The sequence below is a fragment of the Mesorhizobium sp. M0106 genome (assembly GCF_040322715.1).
Lineage (GTDB): Bacteria > Pseudomonadota > Alphaproteobacteria > Rhizobiales > Rhizobiaceae > Mesorhizobium.
In genome coordinates this window covers 75,438-91,943 of sequence record NZ_JAMYUA010000026.1, presented here as the reverse complement: position 1 = coordinate 91,943, position 16,506 = coordinate 75,438, and the positions used below count along the sequence as shown (strand labels likewise).

15 protein-coding genes and 1 pseudogene are annotated in these 16,506 nt (G+C 62.4%); 7 read left to right on the top strand and 9 right to left on the bottom strand.

Translation table 11 applies throughout. From position 1 onward, the window contains the following. Positions 1 to 195, top strand: a 195-nt coding sequence (locus NKJ55_RS23340) for a transposase (RefSeq protein ID WP_352451912.1), incomplete at its 5' end; no start/stop codon positions are given. Here NKJ55_RS23340 and NKJ55_RS23335 read toward each other — a convergent pair. The 4 genes from NKJ55_RS23335 to NKJ55_RS23320 all read right to left on the bottom strand — a co-directional run bounded on the left by NKJ55_RS23335 (position 188) and on the right by NKJ55_RS23320 (position 2,221). Further along, a complete protein-coding gene (locus NKJ55_RS23335; RefSeq protein WP_352451911.1) occupies positions 188 to 487 on the bottom strand; it encodes a DUF4411 family protein in 300 nt (99 codons plus the stop codon). The genes NKJ55_RS23340 and NKJ55_RS23335 overlap by 8 nt on opposite strands. Further along, complete coding sequence (locus NKJ55_RS23330; protein ID WP_352451910.1) at positions 487 to 1,380, bottom strand: ImmA/IrrE family metallo-endopeptidase; 894 nt, start codon at positions 1,378 to 1,380, stop codon at positions 487 to 489. The genes NKJ55_RS23335 and NKJ55_RS23330 overlap by 1 nt, the downstream gene beginning before the upstream one ends. Positions 1,381 to 1,451: 71 nt before the next feature. Beyond that, positions 1,452 to 1,688 (bottom strand): helix-turn-helix transcriptional regulator, encoded by a 237-nt coding sequence (locus NKJ55_RS23325; RefSeq protein WP_352451909.1) that lies wholly within the window; start codon positions 1,686 to 1,688, stop codon positions 1,452 to 1,454. 200 nt (positions 1,689 to 1,888) lie between these two features. Then, positions 1,889 to 2,221 carry a TM2 domain-containing protein gene (locus NKJ55_RS23320; protein WP_352451908.1) on the bottom strand — a complete coding sequence of 111 codons (333 nt, stop codon included), beginning with the start codon at positions 2,219 to 2,221 and terminating at the stop codon, positions 1,889 to 1,891. A 318-nt stretch (positions 2,222 to 2,539) separates the two neighbouring features. Here NKJ55_RS23320 and NKJ55_RS23315 point away from each other — a divergent pair. From NKJ55_RS23315 to NKJ55_RS23295, 5 genes and pseudogenes are all read left to right on the top strand, one after another. Continuing rightward, positions 2,540 to 3,516, top strand: a pseudogene (locus tag NKJ55_RS23315) (GlxA family transcriptional regulator). A 294-nt stretch (positions 3,517 to 3,810) separates the two neighbouring features. Next, the gene (locus NKJ55_RS23310; protein WP_352451907.1) at positions 3,811 to 5,115 is read left to right on the top strand and encodes a M24 family metallopeptidase; all 1,305 of its coding nucleotides are present in this window, start codon (positions 3,811 to 3,813) and stop codon (positions 5,113 to 5,115) included. A 20-nt stretch (positions 5,116 to 5,135) separates the two neighbouring features. Next, positions 5,136 to 5,813: an isochorismatase family protein gene (locus NKJ55_RS23305; protein WP_023678943.1), complete on the top strand. Its 678-nt coding sequence runs from the start codon at positions 5,136 to 5,138 to the stop codon at positions 5,811 to 5,813. Between the two features lie 16 nt (positions 5,814 to 5,829). Further along, the gene (locus tag NKJ55_RS23300) at positions 5,830 to 6,816 is read left to right on the top strand and encodes an alpha/beta hydrolase (protein WP_352451906.1); all 987 of its coding nucleotides are present in this window, start codon (positions 5,830 to 5,832) and stop codon (positions 6,814 to 6,816) included. 317 nt (positions 6,817 to 7,133) lie between these two features. Then, positions 7,134 to 8,774 carry an ABC transporter substrate-binding protein gene (locus NKJ55_RS23295; protein WP_352451905.1) on the top strand — a complete coding sequence of 547 codons (1,641 nt, stop codon included), beginning with the start codon at positions 7,134 to 7,136 and terminating at the stop codon, positions 8,772 to 8,774. Positions 8,775 to 8,896: 122 nt separating this feature from the next. Here NKJ55_RS23295 and NKJ55_RS23290 read toward each other — a convergent pair whose 3' ends face one another. Together NKJ55_RS23290 and NKJ55_RS23285 are read right to left on the bottom strand one after the other, a co-directional pair. Beyond that, entirely contained in the window at positions 8,897 to 10,426 is a 1,530-nt protein-coding gene (locus NKJ55_RS23290; protein ID WP_352451904.1) for a pyridoxal phosphate-dependent decarboxylase family protein, read from the bottom strand. Positions 10,427 to 10,451: 25 nt separating this feature from the next. Next, complete coding sequence (locus NKJ55_RS23285) at positions 10,452 to 11,531, bottom strand: PLP-dependent cysteine synthase family protein (RefSeq protein ID WP_352451903.1); 1,080 nt, start codon at positions 11,529 to 11,531, stop codon at positions 10,452 to 10,454. Between the two features lie 213 nt (positions 11,532 to 11,744). On the opposite strand from NKJ55_RS23285, the gene NKJ55_RS23280 reads away from it, so the two are divergent. After that, positions 11,745 to 13,775, top strand: coding sequence for a transcriptional regulator (locus NKJ55_RS23280; RefSeq protein ID WP_352451901.1), 2,031 nt, complete (start codon positions 11,745 to 11,747; stop codon positions 13,773 to 13,775). A gap of 122 nt (positions 13,776 to 13,897) precedes the next feature. On the opposite strand, the gene NKJ55_RS23275 is transcribed toward NKJ55_RS23280, so the two are convergent. Genes NKJ55_RS23275 through NKJ55_RS23265 form a run of 3 tightly spaced genes read right to left on the bottom strand, consistent with a single transcriptional unit; the run spans position 13,898 to position 15,913 of the window. Next, complete coding sequence (locus NKJ55_RS23275) at positions 13,898 to 14,227, bottom strand: hypothetical protein (protein WP_352451900.1); 330 nt, start codon at positions 14,225 to 14,227, stop codon at positions 13,898 to 13,900. 25 nt (positions 14,228 to 14,252) lie between these two features. Further along, positions 14,253 to 14,945 (bottom strand): L,D-transpeptidase, encoded by a 693-nt coding sequence (locus tag NKJ55_RS23270; protein ID WP_352451899.1) that lies wholly within the window; start codon positions 14,943 to 14,945, stop codon positions 14,253 to 14,255. After that, positions 14,942 to 15,913 carry an ABC transporter substrate-binding protein gene (locus tag NKJ55_RS23265; RefSeq protein WP_352451898.1) on the bottom strand — a complete coding sequence of 324 codons (972 nt, stop codon included), beginning with the start codon at positions 15,911 to 15,913 and terminating at the stop codon, positions 14,942 to 14,944. Before NKJ55_RS23265 ends, NKJ55_RS23270 begins: the two co-directional genes overlap by 4 nt. Positions 15,914 to 16,506 lie beyond the last annotated feature (593 nt).

Here is a 16,506-nt window from a genome sequence, read left to right as displayed (position 1 = left end):
CTGCTCTTCCTGCCGCCCTACAGCCCAGATCTCAATCCCATCGAAATGGCATTCGCCAAGCTCAAGGCGCACCTGCGCGCAAAGGCCATCAGAACCATCGACGCCCTGTGGCAGGCCATTGGCGATATCTGCAATCTCTTCTCTCCAATAGAATGCAGAAATTACTTCGCAGCCGCAGGGTATGGACTCACATGAAAGTCCGCCGCTCTAATCGAGGATATGCGGCCATTATCCGTGCCAAATGCGCTTGGCAATCGTCATCTACCTCGACGAAAAGAACCTCTTGCCGTTCCTTGCACCATTTGAATAGATCGTCGTCTTTTTTTGCGATTTCGTGAAGCACCTCGATAGAAGCTTTCAATCGACCTTCTACTGCCAGCGCTTCCAGCCTGTCCCAGACGAAGCCAAAGTTTTTAGGTCGGTAGACCCGGCACCAACCATGCATTAGGGAACTGCTGTCGATGCTGTAGCTCGGCCACAGATCCATCAGCGAAACCCGGAAAGCAGCTCAAGCTTCGGCAGGTGTTTGGCTTTGATGCCGAGATACCCCGAGACTTCACTGAGCGTCAGATTCTCCTGGTGGTAATTCCCGATGATCATCTGGACCAAGGGTTTGCCGAAGTTGCTAAGCGTCTCTTGAGGCATATTCCTGGGGATGCCAGGGCCCTCGCTGGCTTCCTGTTTTTGTTTTTTCAGCCATGCCTGCCTTTCAGCCTGATATTGCCCCCGTTTCATCGTGTAAAATTCAGGCGTCGTGCGGTCGAACGTCAGCAGCCTGCGGAGGATTGCCTCGCGGCTTACCCCGAATGATCTGGCGATGTCGCTAATCTCATTGTCCGACCAATCCGTGCTGCGAAGCGGCCGGCCAGATATCCGAGGATCGTTCAGCACAGCATCGCGCGGCATTAATGAGGCTGCCGCTACATGATTACAGAAGATTTCTAATCGCTGGTCTTCAGCCGGCCGCGCCGCGTCAGTGTCTAGATCCGACACGCCGCTCACCTTCAGGAGCAGATGCGCGAGTTCGTGAACCAAACTGAACGTTCGGCGCGTAGGTGGATCCTTTCTGTTAACTGCAATGATTGGGAGTATATCGTCAGCTATGGCGAATCCTGAAGCCTCTTCAGTATCGAACCTCGTGGTTTGAAAAATCAGGACACCCTTCGCTTCTATGCGACTACGCCACGCGTTGAAGGATGCTCGTCCGTCGCTGTCGCGCCACGCATTTTGCAGGGCTGTAGTGATACCCAATGCGGATCTTATTGTTTCACCAACGTTGTCAGGCCGATCATTCAACGCGGCCTGCATATCAAATCGAATTAATTCTTGTCCGAGATCGTCGGCTAGTTCTCTCGCAAGCTCCCGTCGTTCAGTGGCCATCCTGATTTCTAGCTGCAGCCCTGGCGGATAACGACGGAATCCCACCCCTGGCAGGCGCCGCAAATCTCTCATTACCTGAAAAGTTTCGGAGGCTCCGGCAGGTAGAATACGGCAAGAGGTCGCTTGAACAATTCTGCTATTTTGCGCAACTGCGGGAGCGTGGGCATCTCCTCGCCAGCTTCCCATGCGAGATAAGCGTCCTCTTCGTGCTTGAGGCGCGAAGCAGCTTCCGCTGGCGTAAATCCCGCGCTTTCTCTCGCCCACGTTATTAGAGCCGGCCGGATGTTGGCTTTGACGCGCTGTGCCATGTGTACCAGTCTCGACCTTAACCGCCGATCATAAAGCCGATAGATTGATAGTTCCTTTTTGCCAAGGGCGAAAGCCGGCACCACCGAACGTAGCGATGATGGTGCCTCTCGCTAGGCTTGCCCGCGCAGCGGCTTGCGCACGATCGGGCGCGATGCCGAGCTGCCAATCTTTCTCTGGCTGGTCCCCGCATGTTAACGCATCATGAGCTACTCATGATCAAAGCGCTGCTGGTCAAGCCTCGTCGGACCTCTTCTTTGTGTGACTGGACCATGCCCGGGATCAAAAAGGCGTCGATAAGAACCCAAATAGCCAAGGTGATGAGAAGGAAAGCGCCGACGAAGATGGGCAAGGTTATCCATCCAAAAATGAAAAGCATCAGCTGAGCGATACCGCTCCCGGTGCGACCAAGGTAAAAATGGTGAACGCCGAGGCCCCCAAGCAAAAACCAAATCAGGTATGCAGCGCCCGTTGATTTTGCCTCATTAGTCACTCGTTGCTCGATAAGTATCTGCTGCTGCGTGGTAAGTGTCATGCCCCCACTCCCTAAGAAATCTCGCCCAAGCCTACGTACAATTGCGCAACCTATTAATTTGCGCAAGTTTCTGTCGCGCGCATTCTGGGCGCCGCTATGCAAGATGATATTGCCTTCCGCGTCCCCTCCGGGTAGTTCTGCGGAGGGCTTGGGAGGCCGGAAGGCGTGATAATGAAGTCGAATTCCTGGATCGTGAGAGCGCGAAATCTCCGGGACATCGCTTCGCGCTGACGCCGCGCTTGGATGCGATGGCGCGGCAGGAACTACACATCGCGCAGGAATTGTGGCTCCCTGCCGACCGATCGGGCATCCTTACCAATGACCACCCCCACACGCGACCCATCCAGACCCACCGACGGCCCCCTCACCTTTGCCGTGCTTGTCTTCCCCGGCTTTCCGATGATGGCGTTCAGTTCGGTCATCGAGCCGTTGCGGGCCGCCAACGTGCTTGCCAAGCGAGACTGCTACCGCTGGATCATTGTCGGCGCCGCCGAAGGTCCGGTCGAGGCTTCGAACGGCGTCGTCATCCAGCCGGGCTTTTTTGCCGGCGATGCGCCGAAGGTCGATCGCATCGTCGTCTGCTCGGGCGGCGATGCCGATCATCTCGTCGCGCACGATGCGGTGAGCTGGATCCGCAGGAGCCTGCGCGGCGGCGCCCATATCGGCGCGGTGGCGGATGCCGCCTTCTTCCTGGCGCGGGCCGGCTTGCTCGACGGCCATGCCTGCACCTTGCACTGGACCAGCCAGGCGGCGTTCACCGAAGCGTTTCCGGACATCGAACTGAGGCGCGATCTCTACGTCATCGACCGTAAGCGATTCACCTCGGCCGGCGGCGTCGGCAGCCTCGACATGATGCTGGAGATCATCACCAGCGATTATGGCGCCGAACTGGCCGCCGGCGTCGCCGAATGGTTCGTGCACAGCCCGCTGCGCTCCAGCGTCGACCGCAAGCTGATGCCGCTCAGGCTGCGGACCGGCGTGCAGAACGAACTGTGCTGTCGGCCATCGCCATCATGGAGGATGCGGTGGAGGAGCGGCTCGGCATGGCGGAGTTGGCGAATAGGCTTGGCGTCTCCTCCGACAAGCTCGAACGCAATTTTCGCTCCGAGCTCAGCATCTCGCCCAACGGCTATTACCGCCGCCTCAGGCTGAAACGCGCCGCCGACCTCCTGGCGCATTCGACGCTGATGGTGCGCGACGTGGCGCTGGCCTGCGGCTTTGCCTCAATGTCGAGCTTTGCGCGGGCGTTTCGGGAGGAGCATGGCCATGCGCCGAAGGTGATGCGGAGGCATTAGGTATTTCGGATGTTGGCGGGACAGCGCCCCCCTCTGCCCTGCCGGACATCTCCCCCACGAGGGGGGAGATTGGCAGCTTCGATGCTCCGCTCCTCCTGCGACGGTGGAAATTCACGAAAGCGGCGATGACGAGCCGATCTCCCCCCTTGAGGGGGAGATGTCCGGCAGGGACAGAGGGGGGCGCCGTAGAACGCTACGGAACGACTTCAAGCGGTATTTCGCACAACATCTGCGGTATCTCGCACAGCCTCTACGCGGCGCATGGCCCATCCTCGCCGCTTCCAGGAGGCACCCATGAGCATCGTCGTTTTTGACCCTGACAGCACTGAGGATGTCGACTTTAGGGATCGCATGCGCCATCCGGCGGCGGCGGATCCGGCCGGCGGCATGTGGCTGTCGGACACCGAGCCGTCCTTCATCGACGCCGGCGCGCTGCGCAAGGGCCGGCTGGCCAGGCTGCGCGCCTGGATGCGCGAGGCCGGCTATGGCGGCGTCGTTTTGTTCGACCCCTACAACCAGCGCTACGCCACCGGCTCGCGCAACATGTTCGGCTATTTCCTGCGCAACTCGACGCGCTACTTCTTCATCCCCACCGAAGGGCCGATCGTGTTGTTCGAATATCCGCAGAGCTACCATGTCTCGATGGTGCTCGACACGATCGACGAGGCGCGTCCGTCCAAGCTGGTCTGGTCATCGGTGTCAGGCCGCGACGACGAGACCGCCGGCCCGTTCGCCGATGAGGTCGCCGAATTGCTCAAGGCGCATGGCGGCGGCTCGATGAAGCTCGGGCTCGACCGCTGCAGCCATCTGCAGGCACTGGCCTTGGAAAAGCGCGGCTGCGAGGTGCGGGATTGCCAGGGCGAGATTTTGGCGGTGCGCGCGGTCAAGACGCCCGAGGAAGTAAAATGCCTGCAGGTGTCGATGGCTGGCGCCGAGGCCGCCGTCTATGCCGTGCGCGAGGCGATCAAGCCCGGCGTTTCCGAAAACGACCTGTTCGCCATCATGTATGGCGAGGTGATCCGCCAAGGCGGCGAGTTCATCGAAACCCGTTTGCTGACCTCGGGCCAGCGCACCAATCCTTGGTTCAACGAAGCGAGCGGCCGCAAGATCAGGCCGGGCGAACTCTTGGCGCTCGATACCGATACGATCGGCTGCTACGGCTATTATTCGGATTTCTCGCGTACCTTCCGCTGCGGCCCGGGCAGGCCGACGGATTACCAGAAGTCGCTCTACAAGATGGCGCACGACCAGGTTCAGCACAATATCGGGGTCGTCAAGCCGGGCATGGCATTTCGCGAGATTGCCGAAAAGGCCTGGAAAATTCCCGACCGCTTCGTCGACCAGCGCTACACCTCGGTCATGCACGGCGTCGGCATGCATGGCGAGACGCCGTTCATCGCGCATGCCATGGACTACGAGACCTATGGCCGCGACGGTGTCATCGTGCCCGGCATGGTGGTCAGCGTCGAAAGCTATATCGGCGAGAAGGGCGGCCGCGAGGGCGTCAAGCTGGAGGACGAGATCCTGATCACCGAGACCGGCACCGAGCTTCTGTCGCGCTTCCCTTATGAGGACGAGTTCCTTGACAGGCAGGTTTGAGTGTTGACAGGCAGTTTTGCATGAAAAGCCCGATCTCGATCAAGCGCGGCAAGGTGGCGGCGGTGTTCATCGATCTCCAGGAGGAGCATCGGCGGGACAAGCGCTATCTGGTCGAAGGCTATGGCGACATCCTCGCCAACGTCCAGCGGCTGCAGGAGGCGGCGCGGGCCAACAATGTGCCCCTTTACCACTGGGCCTATATCGTCGATCTCGCCACGGCGCGGCCGTTCCACCCGGTCGAGGCCAGCGGCAAGTCGGCGTTTTCCGACAAGGACGATCCGCTGACTGCGATCTGCGCGGAAGTGGGCCCGGCGACAGGCGAGATGATGCTGGTCAAGACCGATGCCAGCGCCTTCCGCGCGGGGCCTGCCGCCGAGCGGCTGAAGGCCGACGGCATCGAGTGGCTGGTCGTTGCCGGCGTCTGGACCGAGGCCTGCATCGATGCCACCGTCAAGGATGCGGTGGCGCTCGGGTTTCGAGTGCTGCTGGTCAAGGATGCCTGCGGCAGCGGCAGCACGGCGATGCACCAGACGGCCATCCTCAACCTTGCCAACCGCCTCTATGGCGGTGCCGTCACCACCACCGACGGCGCCTGCCGGCTACTGGCAGGCGAGACGGTCGAAGCCTGGCAGGTCGAGGGCTCGGTGCCGCTGCGCTTCAGCTATGAAAATGCTGCCCGGCTCTACGCCGAGCTCTGAGCGGGATCGCGCAGCGATGATCACCGAAGCCGAGCGACCCGGAACGAGAGGGCGCGGAAAATACCAAACGCTGCTCGATCCGGAGCTGTGGGCCTATATCGATCGGGTCAACGAGTGGTATCCGCCCGAAATCGTCTACATGCCGATCGACAGGCAGCGAGCGGTCTATGATGCCATGTGCCGGGCGTTTCGTGAGCCCTATCCTGCCGGCGTCAAGGCCAGCGACAGCAGCGTCGGCGACCGTGCGATCCCGGTCCGGCGCTACCATATGGCGGGCACGGCGCCGCAGGCGATGGTCGTCTATTATCACGGCGGCGGCTTCGTCCTTGGCGGGCTCGACAGCCATGACGACATCTGCGCCGAGATATGCGCCGGCACCGGCTTTGCCGTGCTGTCCGCCGATTACCGGCTGGCGCCCGAGCATCTGCATCCGGCCGCCTTCGACGATGCGCTGGCCGTATTCGAATGGGCGACGGCGACGGCCGGCCTGCCGATAGTGCTCTGCGGCGAAAGCGCCGGCGGCAATCTGGCCGCTGCGGTGGCACAGGCGACACGCCGCCATCCTCGCCATGCGATCGGCCAGGTGCTGATCTATCCCGAGCTCGGCGGCCCGGAACCAGTTGGCAAAGAGAGCGCCGGCTCCTGTGTCGAGCACGCCGAAGCGCCGCTGCTGACGTTGCGCGACATCGAGTTCTATCGCCAGATCCGGTCGGCGAAGGGACAGTCGCAGGACGACCCGACCTTTTCGCCGCTCCGAGGCAGCAATTTCTCCGGCCTACCGCCGACCTTCATCATCACGGCCGAGTGCGATCCGCTGTCCTCCGACGGCGAGGCCTATCGCGACCGCATCCTCGCCGCCGGCGGCAAGACATGGTGGCGCGAGGAGCCGCGCCTCGTGCACAGTTTCCTGCGCGCTCGCAAGACCGTGCCGCGCGCCGGCGAGGCCTTCGAGCGCATCGTCGCGGCTATAGCCGCGCTCGGCAAAGGCGACTGGCCTTACTGAGGTTGCGAAGACCCCCTCATCCGGCGGCTTCGCGTCCACCTTCTCCCCGCTGGGGAGAAGAGGCTGGCATCAACGCTGGCGACCTCCTCTCCCCCGGGGGAGAGGTCGGATTGCCCCGAATTGCCCTTCGTAATTCGGTTGGCAATCCGGGTGAGCGGGATCTTCCGTTTGCGGAACAGCGCACAAGAACTGCGGAAGTCCGAACACTCCCCTGGGGAAGCCCGCCCTATCATCCCCGAGGCAATGGCGTCCCGGCGATCGCATCCGTCCCCCGCGTTTGGCGATTGGCCGGGGCGCCCAACAACAGGGGAACGACGATGAAATTCATGTTGACCGGCAGATCATTGCATCCGCAGGCCGAGCCCGTCGCCGATGGCTTCAAGAAAGGCCAGATGAACCGGCGCGAATATCTCGCCACCATGGCTGCGCTCGGCGTCAGCGCTACCGGCGCGCTGGCGCTCGGCGGGCTTGCGCCGTCACCGGCCAGGGCCGAGGAGCCGAAGCGCGGCGGCATCTTGCGTGTCGCCATGAACGTCAAGGGCTGGAAGGATCCGCGCACCTTCGACGGCGTCGAGATGTCCAACGTCGCCCGCCAGTGCAACGAATATTTGGTGCGCTGGAAGCGCGACTTCACCTTCGAGCCATGGCTGCTCGAGAGCTGGGAAACCAGCGACGACGCCCGCGTGCTGACGCTGCATGTCCGCAAGGGCATCACCTGGTCGAACGGCGACACCTTCAACGCCGACGACGTGATCCACAATCTGACGCGCTGGTGCGATGCGTCCGTCGCCGGCAATTCGGTCGCCGCGCGCATGGGCGCACTGGTCAACGCCGATACCAAGAAGCCCGTCGACGGCGGCATCGAGCGCGTCGACGACGTCACCGTGCGGCTCAATTTGCCGAAGCCCGACATTTCGCTGATCGCCGGCATGGCCGACTACCCGGCGCTGATCATGCACCGCAGCTATGAAGGCGACGGCGATCCGCTGAAGGCATTGGCGATCACCACCGGGCCTTGCGAACTCGTGGCATGGGACGCCGAGGTCGGCGCCGAAGTCCGCCGCAAAGACAAGCCATGGTGGAAGGGCGAGTTCTACCTCGACGGCATCAAATGGGTGGACTACGGCTCCGACCCCAATGCGATGCTGTCGGCCTTCGAATCGGGCGAGATCGACACCGACCACGAAACCGCCTCCGACACGGTTGCGCAGACCGACTCCATGGGCCTGAGCAATTCGGAAATCGCCACCGGCTCGACCATCGTCGCGCGGTTCAATATCGGCAATCCGCCCTATGACGACATCAAGGTGCGCCGCGCCGCCCAGCTCGCCGTCGACAACGCCGCTGTGCTGAAGATCGGCATGGACAACCGCGGCAAGCCTGCCGAGAACCATCATGTCGGGCCGATGCATCCCGAATATGCCGATATCGGCCCGGCCGTCCGCAACATTGATCAAGCCAAGGCCCTGCTCGCCGAGGCCGGCAAGGCCGACCACGAATACGAACTCATCTCGGTCGACGTCGACTGGCAGAAGAGCACCGGCGACGCCATCGCCGCGCAGATGCGCGAGGCCGGGCTGAAGATCAAGCGCACCGTGCTGCCGGCCGCGACCTTCTGGAACGACTGGAGCAAATATCCTTTCTCCTGCACGGAGTGGCTCGGCCGGCCGCTCGGCGTCCAGGTGCTGGCGCTCGCTTATAAGTCTGGCGCCGCATGGAACGAGAGCGCCTACGCCGATCCGGAATTCGATAGTCTGCTCGACAAGGCGCTGGCGATGCCCGATCCCGGCGCCCGCAAGGAGCTCATGGCCAAGATCGAACAGAATCTGCGCGATTCCGGCGTCATCATCCAGCCCTACTGGCGCTCGGTCTACCGCACCTACCGCAAGGGCGTGCATGGCTGCGAGCAGCACCAGTCGCTCGAGCAGCATTTCGAGAAGGTTTGGCTCGAGGCGTAGCCTTGCAGACGACCAATTGTCGGGGCCAGCGCCGCTCCTTCTTCCTTCTCCCCTTGTGGGAGAAGGTGGATTGGCGCGCAGCGCCAAGACGGTTGAGGGGTGCGGACGGAGTGCCGTCAGTATCAAGCTGGAACACCCCTCATCCACCTTCTCCCACAAGGAGAAGGAAGAGCCACGCCACGCCTTGAAATCTCCAGTCCAAGCCGCACGGTCTCCCGCACCAGCAGGTCCAGATCGTCGCGCCGGGTGCGGTGGTTGTTGATCGCCACCCTGAGGCTATGCTGGCCATGCACCGTCGTGTCGGAAATGGCGGCGATGCCTTCTTCCTGCAGCCTCAGCATGATCTCGGTATTGAGCGCTTTCAGGCGCTCCCCGCCCAGTCCGTCCGCGCGGTAGCGAAAGCAGACGATGTTGATGTTCGCTGGCGCCGCCAGTGCGAGTGCCGGTTCGGCCGCGATCAGCGCGCCGAGATAATGCCCTTGCGCGATGTTCTGGTCGATCAGCCGGCCGAACTTTTCGATGCCGTGCTCTCGCAACGCCATCCACACCTTCAGAGCGCGAAAGCCGCGCGTCGTCTGCAGGCCGTAATCGTGCAGCCATTGGCCGGAGGCCAGGCCGCGCGGCGTCGATTCCAGATATTCCGGCATCACCGCGAACGCGCCGCGATGCACGGAGGCATCCCGGATCAGCGCGCAGCCGACCTCGAATGGCGCGTGCAGCCATTTATGCGGATCGAGCGCGATCGAGTGGGCGTGCTCTATGCCGGCAACGCGATGCGAATTGTCCGGCGCAATCGCAAGCAAGGCGCCGATGCAGCCATCGACGTGAAACCACAGATCCTCTTTTGCCGCCAGGTCAGCCAGCGCTTGCAGATCGTCGATTGCGCCGGTGTTCACCGTGCCGGCCGTACCGATTGCGCAGGCCGGCTTGAAGCCGGCGTCGCGGTCCTCGGCGATCGCCGCCCGCAACGCAGCGATGTCGATCCGCAGCCCGGCATCGCTCGGGATGCGACGCAGCGCCCGGTTGCCGAGGCCGAGCACTTCCATCGCCTTGCGGTGACAGGAGTGAAGCTGGTCGGAGCCGTAGAAACGCAGCGGCTTGTCGATGCCGGCAACGCCGTGCTCGCGTATGTCGATGCCGGCCTTGGCGTTGCGCGCCACGGTCAGCCCGATGATGTTGGCCATCGAGCCGCCGCTGACCAGCGTGCCGCTGGCCGATTGCGGAAAGCCCATCATCTGCTTGCACCAGTCGACGACCTGGTTGTCCATCAGCGCGGCGGCATGGTTGCCGCCGCCGAGGTTGGAGCCCTGGATCGCCGCCAGGAAATCGCCGAGCGCGCCGGTGAAATTGCTCGAGCCCATATACCAGGACCAGAAGCGCGGATGGACGTTGCCCATCGGATAGGGCATCAAACTCCTGGTTACTTGGCCATACACCTCGGCTAGCGGCGCCGGCGAACGCGGCAGCGGCGATGTGAAGAAGGTCCTCACATCAACCGGCATCTCCTGCCACACCGGACGCTCTCTGACATCGCGCAGGTAAGCGACGGCATCGTCGACGATCCGATGCGACAGGGCCTGCACGTCGGCCCAGTTCGAGGGGTCAAGCGTTTCCTCGGTGGCCGTGACGGCCAGTCCAGGTTTCGTGTCCATGCAGGCCGCTCCCGATGTGCCGCCGTCACGCCGGAAACTGGCAGCCGGGCGTCGACTGCGACAGCGCAGTCTCCTCGGCATCCATCTCCGCCTCGATGCCGTCGAACAGCGGTGTCGTCATGTAGCGTTCGCCGGTATCGGGCAGCATGCACAGGATCACCGAGCCGGGTGCCGCCTTTTCCGCGATCTGCCGCGCCACCGCGAAGGTCGCTCCGCCGGAGATGCCGGTGAAAATCCCTTCCTTCTGCGCCAGCGCCTTGGCCCATTTCATGCCCTCGGGCCCGGCAATCGGCACCACCTCGTCATAGAGGCTTGCGTCTATCGCCTCCTGCAGCACGTCCGGAATGAAGTCGGGCGTCCAGCCCTGGATCGGATGCGGCTCGAACGCCGGATGGCTGGCGGCAGGCGCGCCGCCGGTGCCGCGCTGCTGCGGCTTGCCGCTGCCGATAAGCTGCGCATTGGCCGGTTCGGCGAGCACGATCCGGGTCTCCGGCCGCTCGCGGCGCAGCACGCGTCCGACGCCGGCGACGGTGCCGCCCGTGCCGTAGCCGGTGACGAAGCAGTCGAGCCGCGAGCCGGCGAAATCGTTGATGATCTCGCGCGCCGTCGTCGCTTCGTGAATGGCGGCGTTGGCCTTGGTTTCGAACTGGCGGGCCAGGAACCAGCCATTGGCTTCGGCGAGCTCCACCGCCTTCTTGTACATGCCGAAACCCTTCTGGGCGCGCGGCGTCAGCACCACCTTGGCGCCCAGCATGCGCATCAGCTTGCGGCGTTCGATAGAAAAGCTGTCGGCCATCGTCACCACCAGCGGATAGCCCTTCTGGGCGCAGACCATGGCAAGGCCGATGCCGGTGTTGCCGCTGGTCGCCTCGACCACGGTCTGGCCAGGCTTTAGAGCGCCGCTGCGCTCGCCTTCCTCGATGATGTTGAGCGCCAGATTCACCGAGGCGGCGGGATTGAAGAACTCGGCCTTCACATAGATCGTGGCATGGTCCGGTCCGAGATTATTGATGCGGATCACCGGCGTATCGCCGACCGTGTCGAGAACGCTGTCGAACAGACGGCCGCGCCCGGCGGTGGTTCTGATTTTCTGTTGATGCAACATGTCGATCTCCTCGCTTTGTCGTTGTCTCTTGTCGTCACGGGCCGGTTACAGACCGGTGGCTTGGGCGGCGAGGTTTCGAGACCTTGCCGCGCTACATTTGCCTCCGGCAATGGCGGCATCCGGAGCGGGAATTCGCTGCCGGATGCACCGTGTCGCGTTTGGTGATAAAACAAAGGCCGACTGGCCAGCGTGGGAGCAGGCGTGGAAACTTACGTGGAATCCACCCGATCGAGCCTCGGCGGCGAGGTGGCCGGCTTTTCCGTGCGTCTGCTCGGACCCCTGACGATCGCACGCAACGGCATCATCATCCAGCTCCCAAAATCGCGCAAGCTGTGTGCGCTGCTCGCCTATCTGGCGCTGGCGCCGCATCCGGTCGGCCGCAGCCGCCTCTGCGAGCTTTTGTGGGATGTGCCGAACGACCCGCGCGGCGAGCTTCGCTGGTGCCTGAGCAAGCTTAGAGGCATCCTCGATGAACCGCATCGTCGCAGGGTCGAGACACCAGGCGACACGATCGCGCTTGATCTGAGAGGTGCTTCCGTCGACGCTGTCGACATAGCCTCGGCCGCCGCCAAGGGCGTTGAGACGCTCGGTCTAGAGCGGCTGCAGGCTCTTTCCGGAATGTTCGCCGGCGACTTTCTCGATGGGCTGGAGATCGACCGCAGCCCGCATTTCAACAGCTGGCTGATCGCTCAGCGCCGCCGCTTCGGCTCTTGGCACGCCGCAATCCTGGAACATCTCGTCAACAAGCTTCCGGTGGATGCCGACAGAATGTCTTCGCATCTGGACAAATGGCTGGAACTCGCTCCGTTCGACGGGCGCGCGCATGTGGCTCTTCTGAAAGGGCTGGCGCAGCGCGGCCAGTTTGACGCGTGCGAGGAACATCTCGCTTCCGCAGCGCAGCTGTTTGCTTCGGAGGATCTGGATTTCGGACCCGTTCGTGAGGCATGGCGCACGATCCGCAACGAACGACCTGCCGCTACGCTCTGGGCGCGACCGTCACTCGTACCCGCGGCCCCTCACGCGTCAATTGTGCTTCCCAATTCCGACACTGCTGCATCGCAGAAGGCTTCGCTTGCGGTGATGCCGTTTGCCGAAGAGACGGCTGACGGCGGTCCACGCGGAGGCATCGCCGATGGCCTGACCCACGATACCATCACCCGCCTGGCCAAGCTCAGGGATTTCTTCGTCATCGCGCGCGGTTCGGTGTTTGCGCTCGCCGAAAAAAACATTGGGCCGGAGGATGCCGGCCGTCGGCTCAATGTCGATTATGTCGCCACCGGCACGGTACGCAGCCAGGCCGGCCGCGTCACCGTCGCGGTCGAGCTGGTCGAAGTGCGCACGGCCAGGATCGTCTGGGCCGAGACGTTCGAGCGCAAGCCGAACGACATCTTTGCCGTGCTCGACGACATCGGCAACAGCATCGTCTCGTCGATCTCGGCCGAGATCGAGACGGTCGAGCGCAACCGCGCCATGTTGAAGGCGCCCAATTCGCTGAACGCCTGGGAAGCCTACCACCGCGGTCTCTGGCACATGTATCGCTTCACCCGCGCGGAAAACGAGCAGGCCCGGCATTTCTTCGACATAGCCTTGAAGCTCGATCCGACGTTCGCCCGCGCCTATGCCGGCCTCTCCTTCACCCATTGGCAAAATGCCTTCCAGCGCTGGGGCGACCGCGATCACGAAAGCGCCCTGGCCTTCGAGGCAGCCGGCCAGAGCCTGCTCGTCGACGATCACAATCCGGCCGCTCACTGGGCCATGGGACGGGCGCTGTGGCTGCGCGGCGAGCAGGACGGCTCCCTCATCGAGCTGGAACGCGCCGTAGACCTCAGCCCGAATTTCGCGCTCGGCCACTATGCGCTATCTTTCGTCCATTCGCAGTCCGGCGACCCGCAGGCTGCGATCGGCTCATCCGACCATTCCAGGCATCTGAGCCCCTTCGATCCGCTGCTGTTCGGTATGTTGGGCGCCAGGGCGATGTCGCATGTCCGGCTCGGCCAGTTCGACGAAGCCGCCGAATGGGCGCTGAAAGCAGCCGCGCGTCCCAACGCCCACGCCATCATCCTCGCGATTGCCGCGCATTGCCTTGCGCTGGCGGGGCGGCTGGACGAGGCACGAAGTTTCGCCGCTGCGCTGCGCAAGATGCTGCCGAACTACTGCGCCGACGATTTCATCGGCACGTTCCGTTTCGAGCCGGACGCCGAGGCGCTGTTCCGGCAAGGCGCCAAGCGGATCGGGCTGGGGTGAGGCAGGCGCGCGGTTTGCCAGGCTCTCCAAACCGCTCATCGCGGCTGGCCGCCCCAAACATCGTCATGTCTGCAGCCATGGCGCATCGTCAGGTTGGTTGCGAATTCGTCGACCAGAGCGGATCAGACGGGCTCAACCGATTTGACGTTGCCGTCGGTATCCACGAGGCAGCTTGTCTTCTTGCCACTGGCATCGAGTTCGACCTGATAGGTCTTGGAATCGAGCTTGCTCGATGAAACCGGAAGTATCTTCGTGCTGTCGACACCGCTCGCCTTGGCGACCGCATTGGCGCAAAGCAGTTGAAGGTCCGCCGGGGCCGTCTCGACCTTGGTCCTGGACATCTGGTCCTTAGGCGGCGGCGGTGGCGTGCTGACACAAGCGCTAACGGCTCCAGCCAGGAATCCGATTGCCGTCACCAGGATCGAAGTTCTCACTGCATCTTTTGCCGACATTGCTTGTCCCTCTCCGAATGCCGCTTCACACACCCTTGTAAAGTGCCGCCCCCTGCATGAGAATGATAACCTTGGCTCCAACCTTGACGCGGGACGCGAGATCGACGATGTCGTCGTTCCTCATACGGATGCACCCCGACGACACGTCGAGCCCGATCGTCCAGGGCTCCGGGGTGCCGTGTATCCGGTAGATCGTGTCCTGGTCGCGCTCATAGAGATAGAGCGCCCTCGCGCCGAGCGGGTTGTCGGGCCCTCCGTCCATGCCTCCGGCGTATTTCACCGCCTTCGGATCGCGAGCGACCATTTCGGCCGGAGGTGTCCAGGTCGGCCACTCCGCCATGCGGCCGACGCGCACGATGCCGGCCCAGCCAAACCCTTCCCGGCCCACGCCGATACCATAGCGCATCGCCCGCTGACCCGGCTGCACAAGATAGAGAAAGTGCTGGTTGCCATCGATGATGATCGTGCCTGGCACTTCCGCGGTGCGGAATTTGACCATCTGCGGACGAAATGCCTCGGGCACCTCATTATGCGCGGCATAGTATTTGCGCGCCTTGGTGCGATCGTAGTCCACCCATTTGTGGCTTTTCGGGTCGAAAACCTGTGTTCCCGCAGCCAGCGCCGCCACCGCGACAAGACCGAACGCCGCGGCGACGACTGCCGTGAGGGAGCGCCGCCGGACGGTGCCGCGTTCCGCGAACATAGGATTTCCGCTCATGGATTTGCCCACCCGTGCACCCGTGCGCCTTGTGCGGCAACCCATTGTTTGGCGTATTCGTAAGGATCCTGACGCTCTACCTGGAGCGCATAACTCATCTTGGTGATTTCCTCGGGCCTCAGGTCGACCCGTTCCAGGAACGCCACAACCTTCGGATATTTTTTGCGCAGCGAGGTGGCGTAGGCGATATGAAAATGTGCGGTATCCCATGCCACCGGCGCGCTGGACTTCGAGACCCAGAGCGGATCTTCTGACGGCAGCACGATCTTCCACTTTGCCGGGTCGAAGGGCGGCTCGGTAAGGCGGACAATGTCGTGCAGCTCAAATACATAGTGCGGCGCGTAGCAGGCAAACACCATCGGATGATCCGTGGCGACGGCGGCATCGACAGCCGCCATTCCGGCATCCTCCGGCGTCTCCAGCAAGGTCATTGTCTTGGCATAACCATAGCTGTTGGCGCGGACGCGCTCGATAGCGGTTGAGGACCAACCCTCAGCGCCGATCCAGAGTTCGCCGCGTCCGTCGCCATCGGTATCCAACGCGGCCGTTTTCTTCGTATCGCTGAGATCGGAAACGTCGTGAATTCCAAATTTGTCGGCTGCCTCACGCGTCGCGCATATGCCTTGCCATGCCGGCACACCGATAGGGCTGATGGCCACCGTGCCGGCCCCGTCCACATACTTCTTCACCAGATTGTCCAGATTGGGCAGCCAGATTTCGGGATGAATATCCACCTCACCCGAATTGAGACCGGCAAAGGCAATAAGCGTCCCCATCTCGCGCACGTCGGCATCGAGCCCGAAATTTTCCTTCAGGCTGACCTTGAGGATATTTGCCGTCGCCTGGCCCGACGGCCAGTTCGGCTTTGCAATGACGAGATCAGCCGCGTGGATCGGGATGTTTAGCGCCAGCATCGTCAATGCCGCCAGCGACACTTTCCGCAGGCACTGCCGAAATCGGTTGTGCATCTCTTCCCCTCGCTTCGGTGCTGAAATGAACCGGGACGGGAACAATCTGTCGCGGCAAGCACCGGACCCATCTTCTGACGGGCAACTGCTGAAGCTGCGGCAGTGCGTTCGCCAAAGAGAGCGCCTTCACGTGCCGCCCCTGCACGCTACCCGATGACAATCCGACTGGGAAGATGCTCACAACGCGGCCGCGGCGCCCCCACTGCGCCCCTATTTGGCACGCCGCAGCGTTGAAAAGTCGGGCAAAGGGGCGCGTTTCTTTCGGCCCTCGCAACGGTTGGCTGGGTTCGAAAAAATACCACAATAGATCGCGATTATGGCGATCGTATAAGATGTGGTATCGTCGCGCCTTTTTTGTAGAGCTGGGCGCAAAATTCAAAACAACATAGAATATTACTTGCACTAACTCGGCTTAATGAGAGCAAAACTAAGGAAGCATTCCGGAATCTTGCTACTGATCACATTTCAGTATCTGCTAAGATAGTCCGTGCTGATTCCGAATTATTAAGCATTTGCAAAATTCAATCCTGCGATATTGGGATTTGTCCTTGTCATAGGCTGACTCGGATGCATTTCTTGGAAGCACAGCCGCG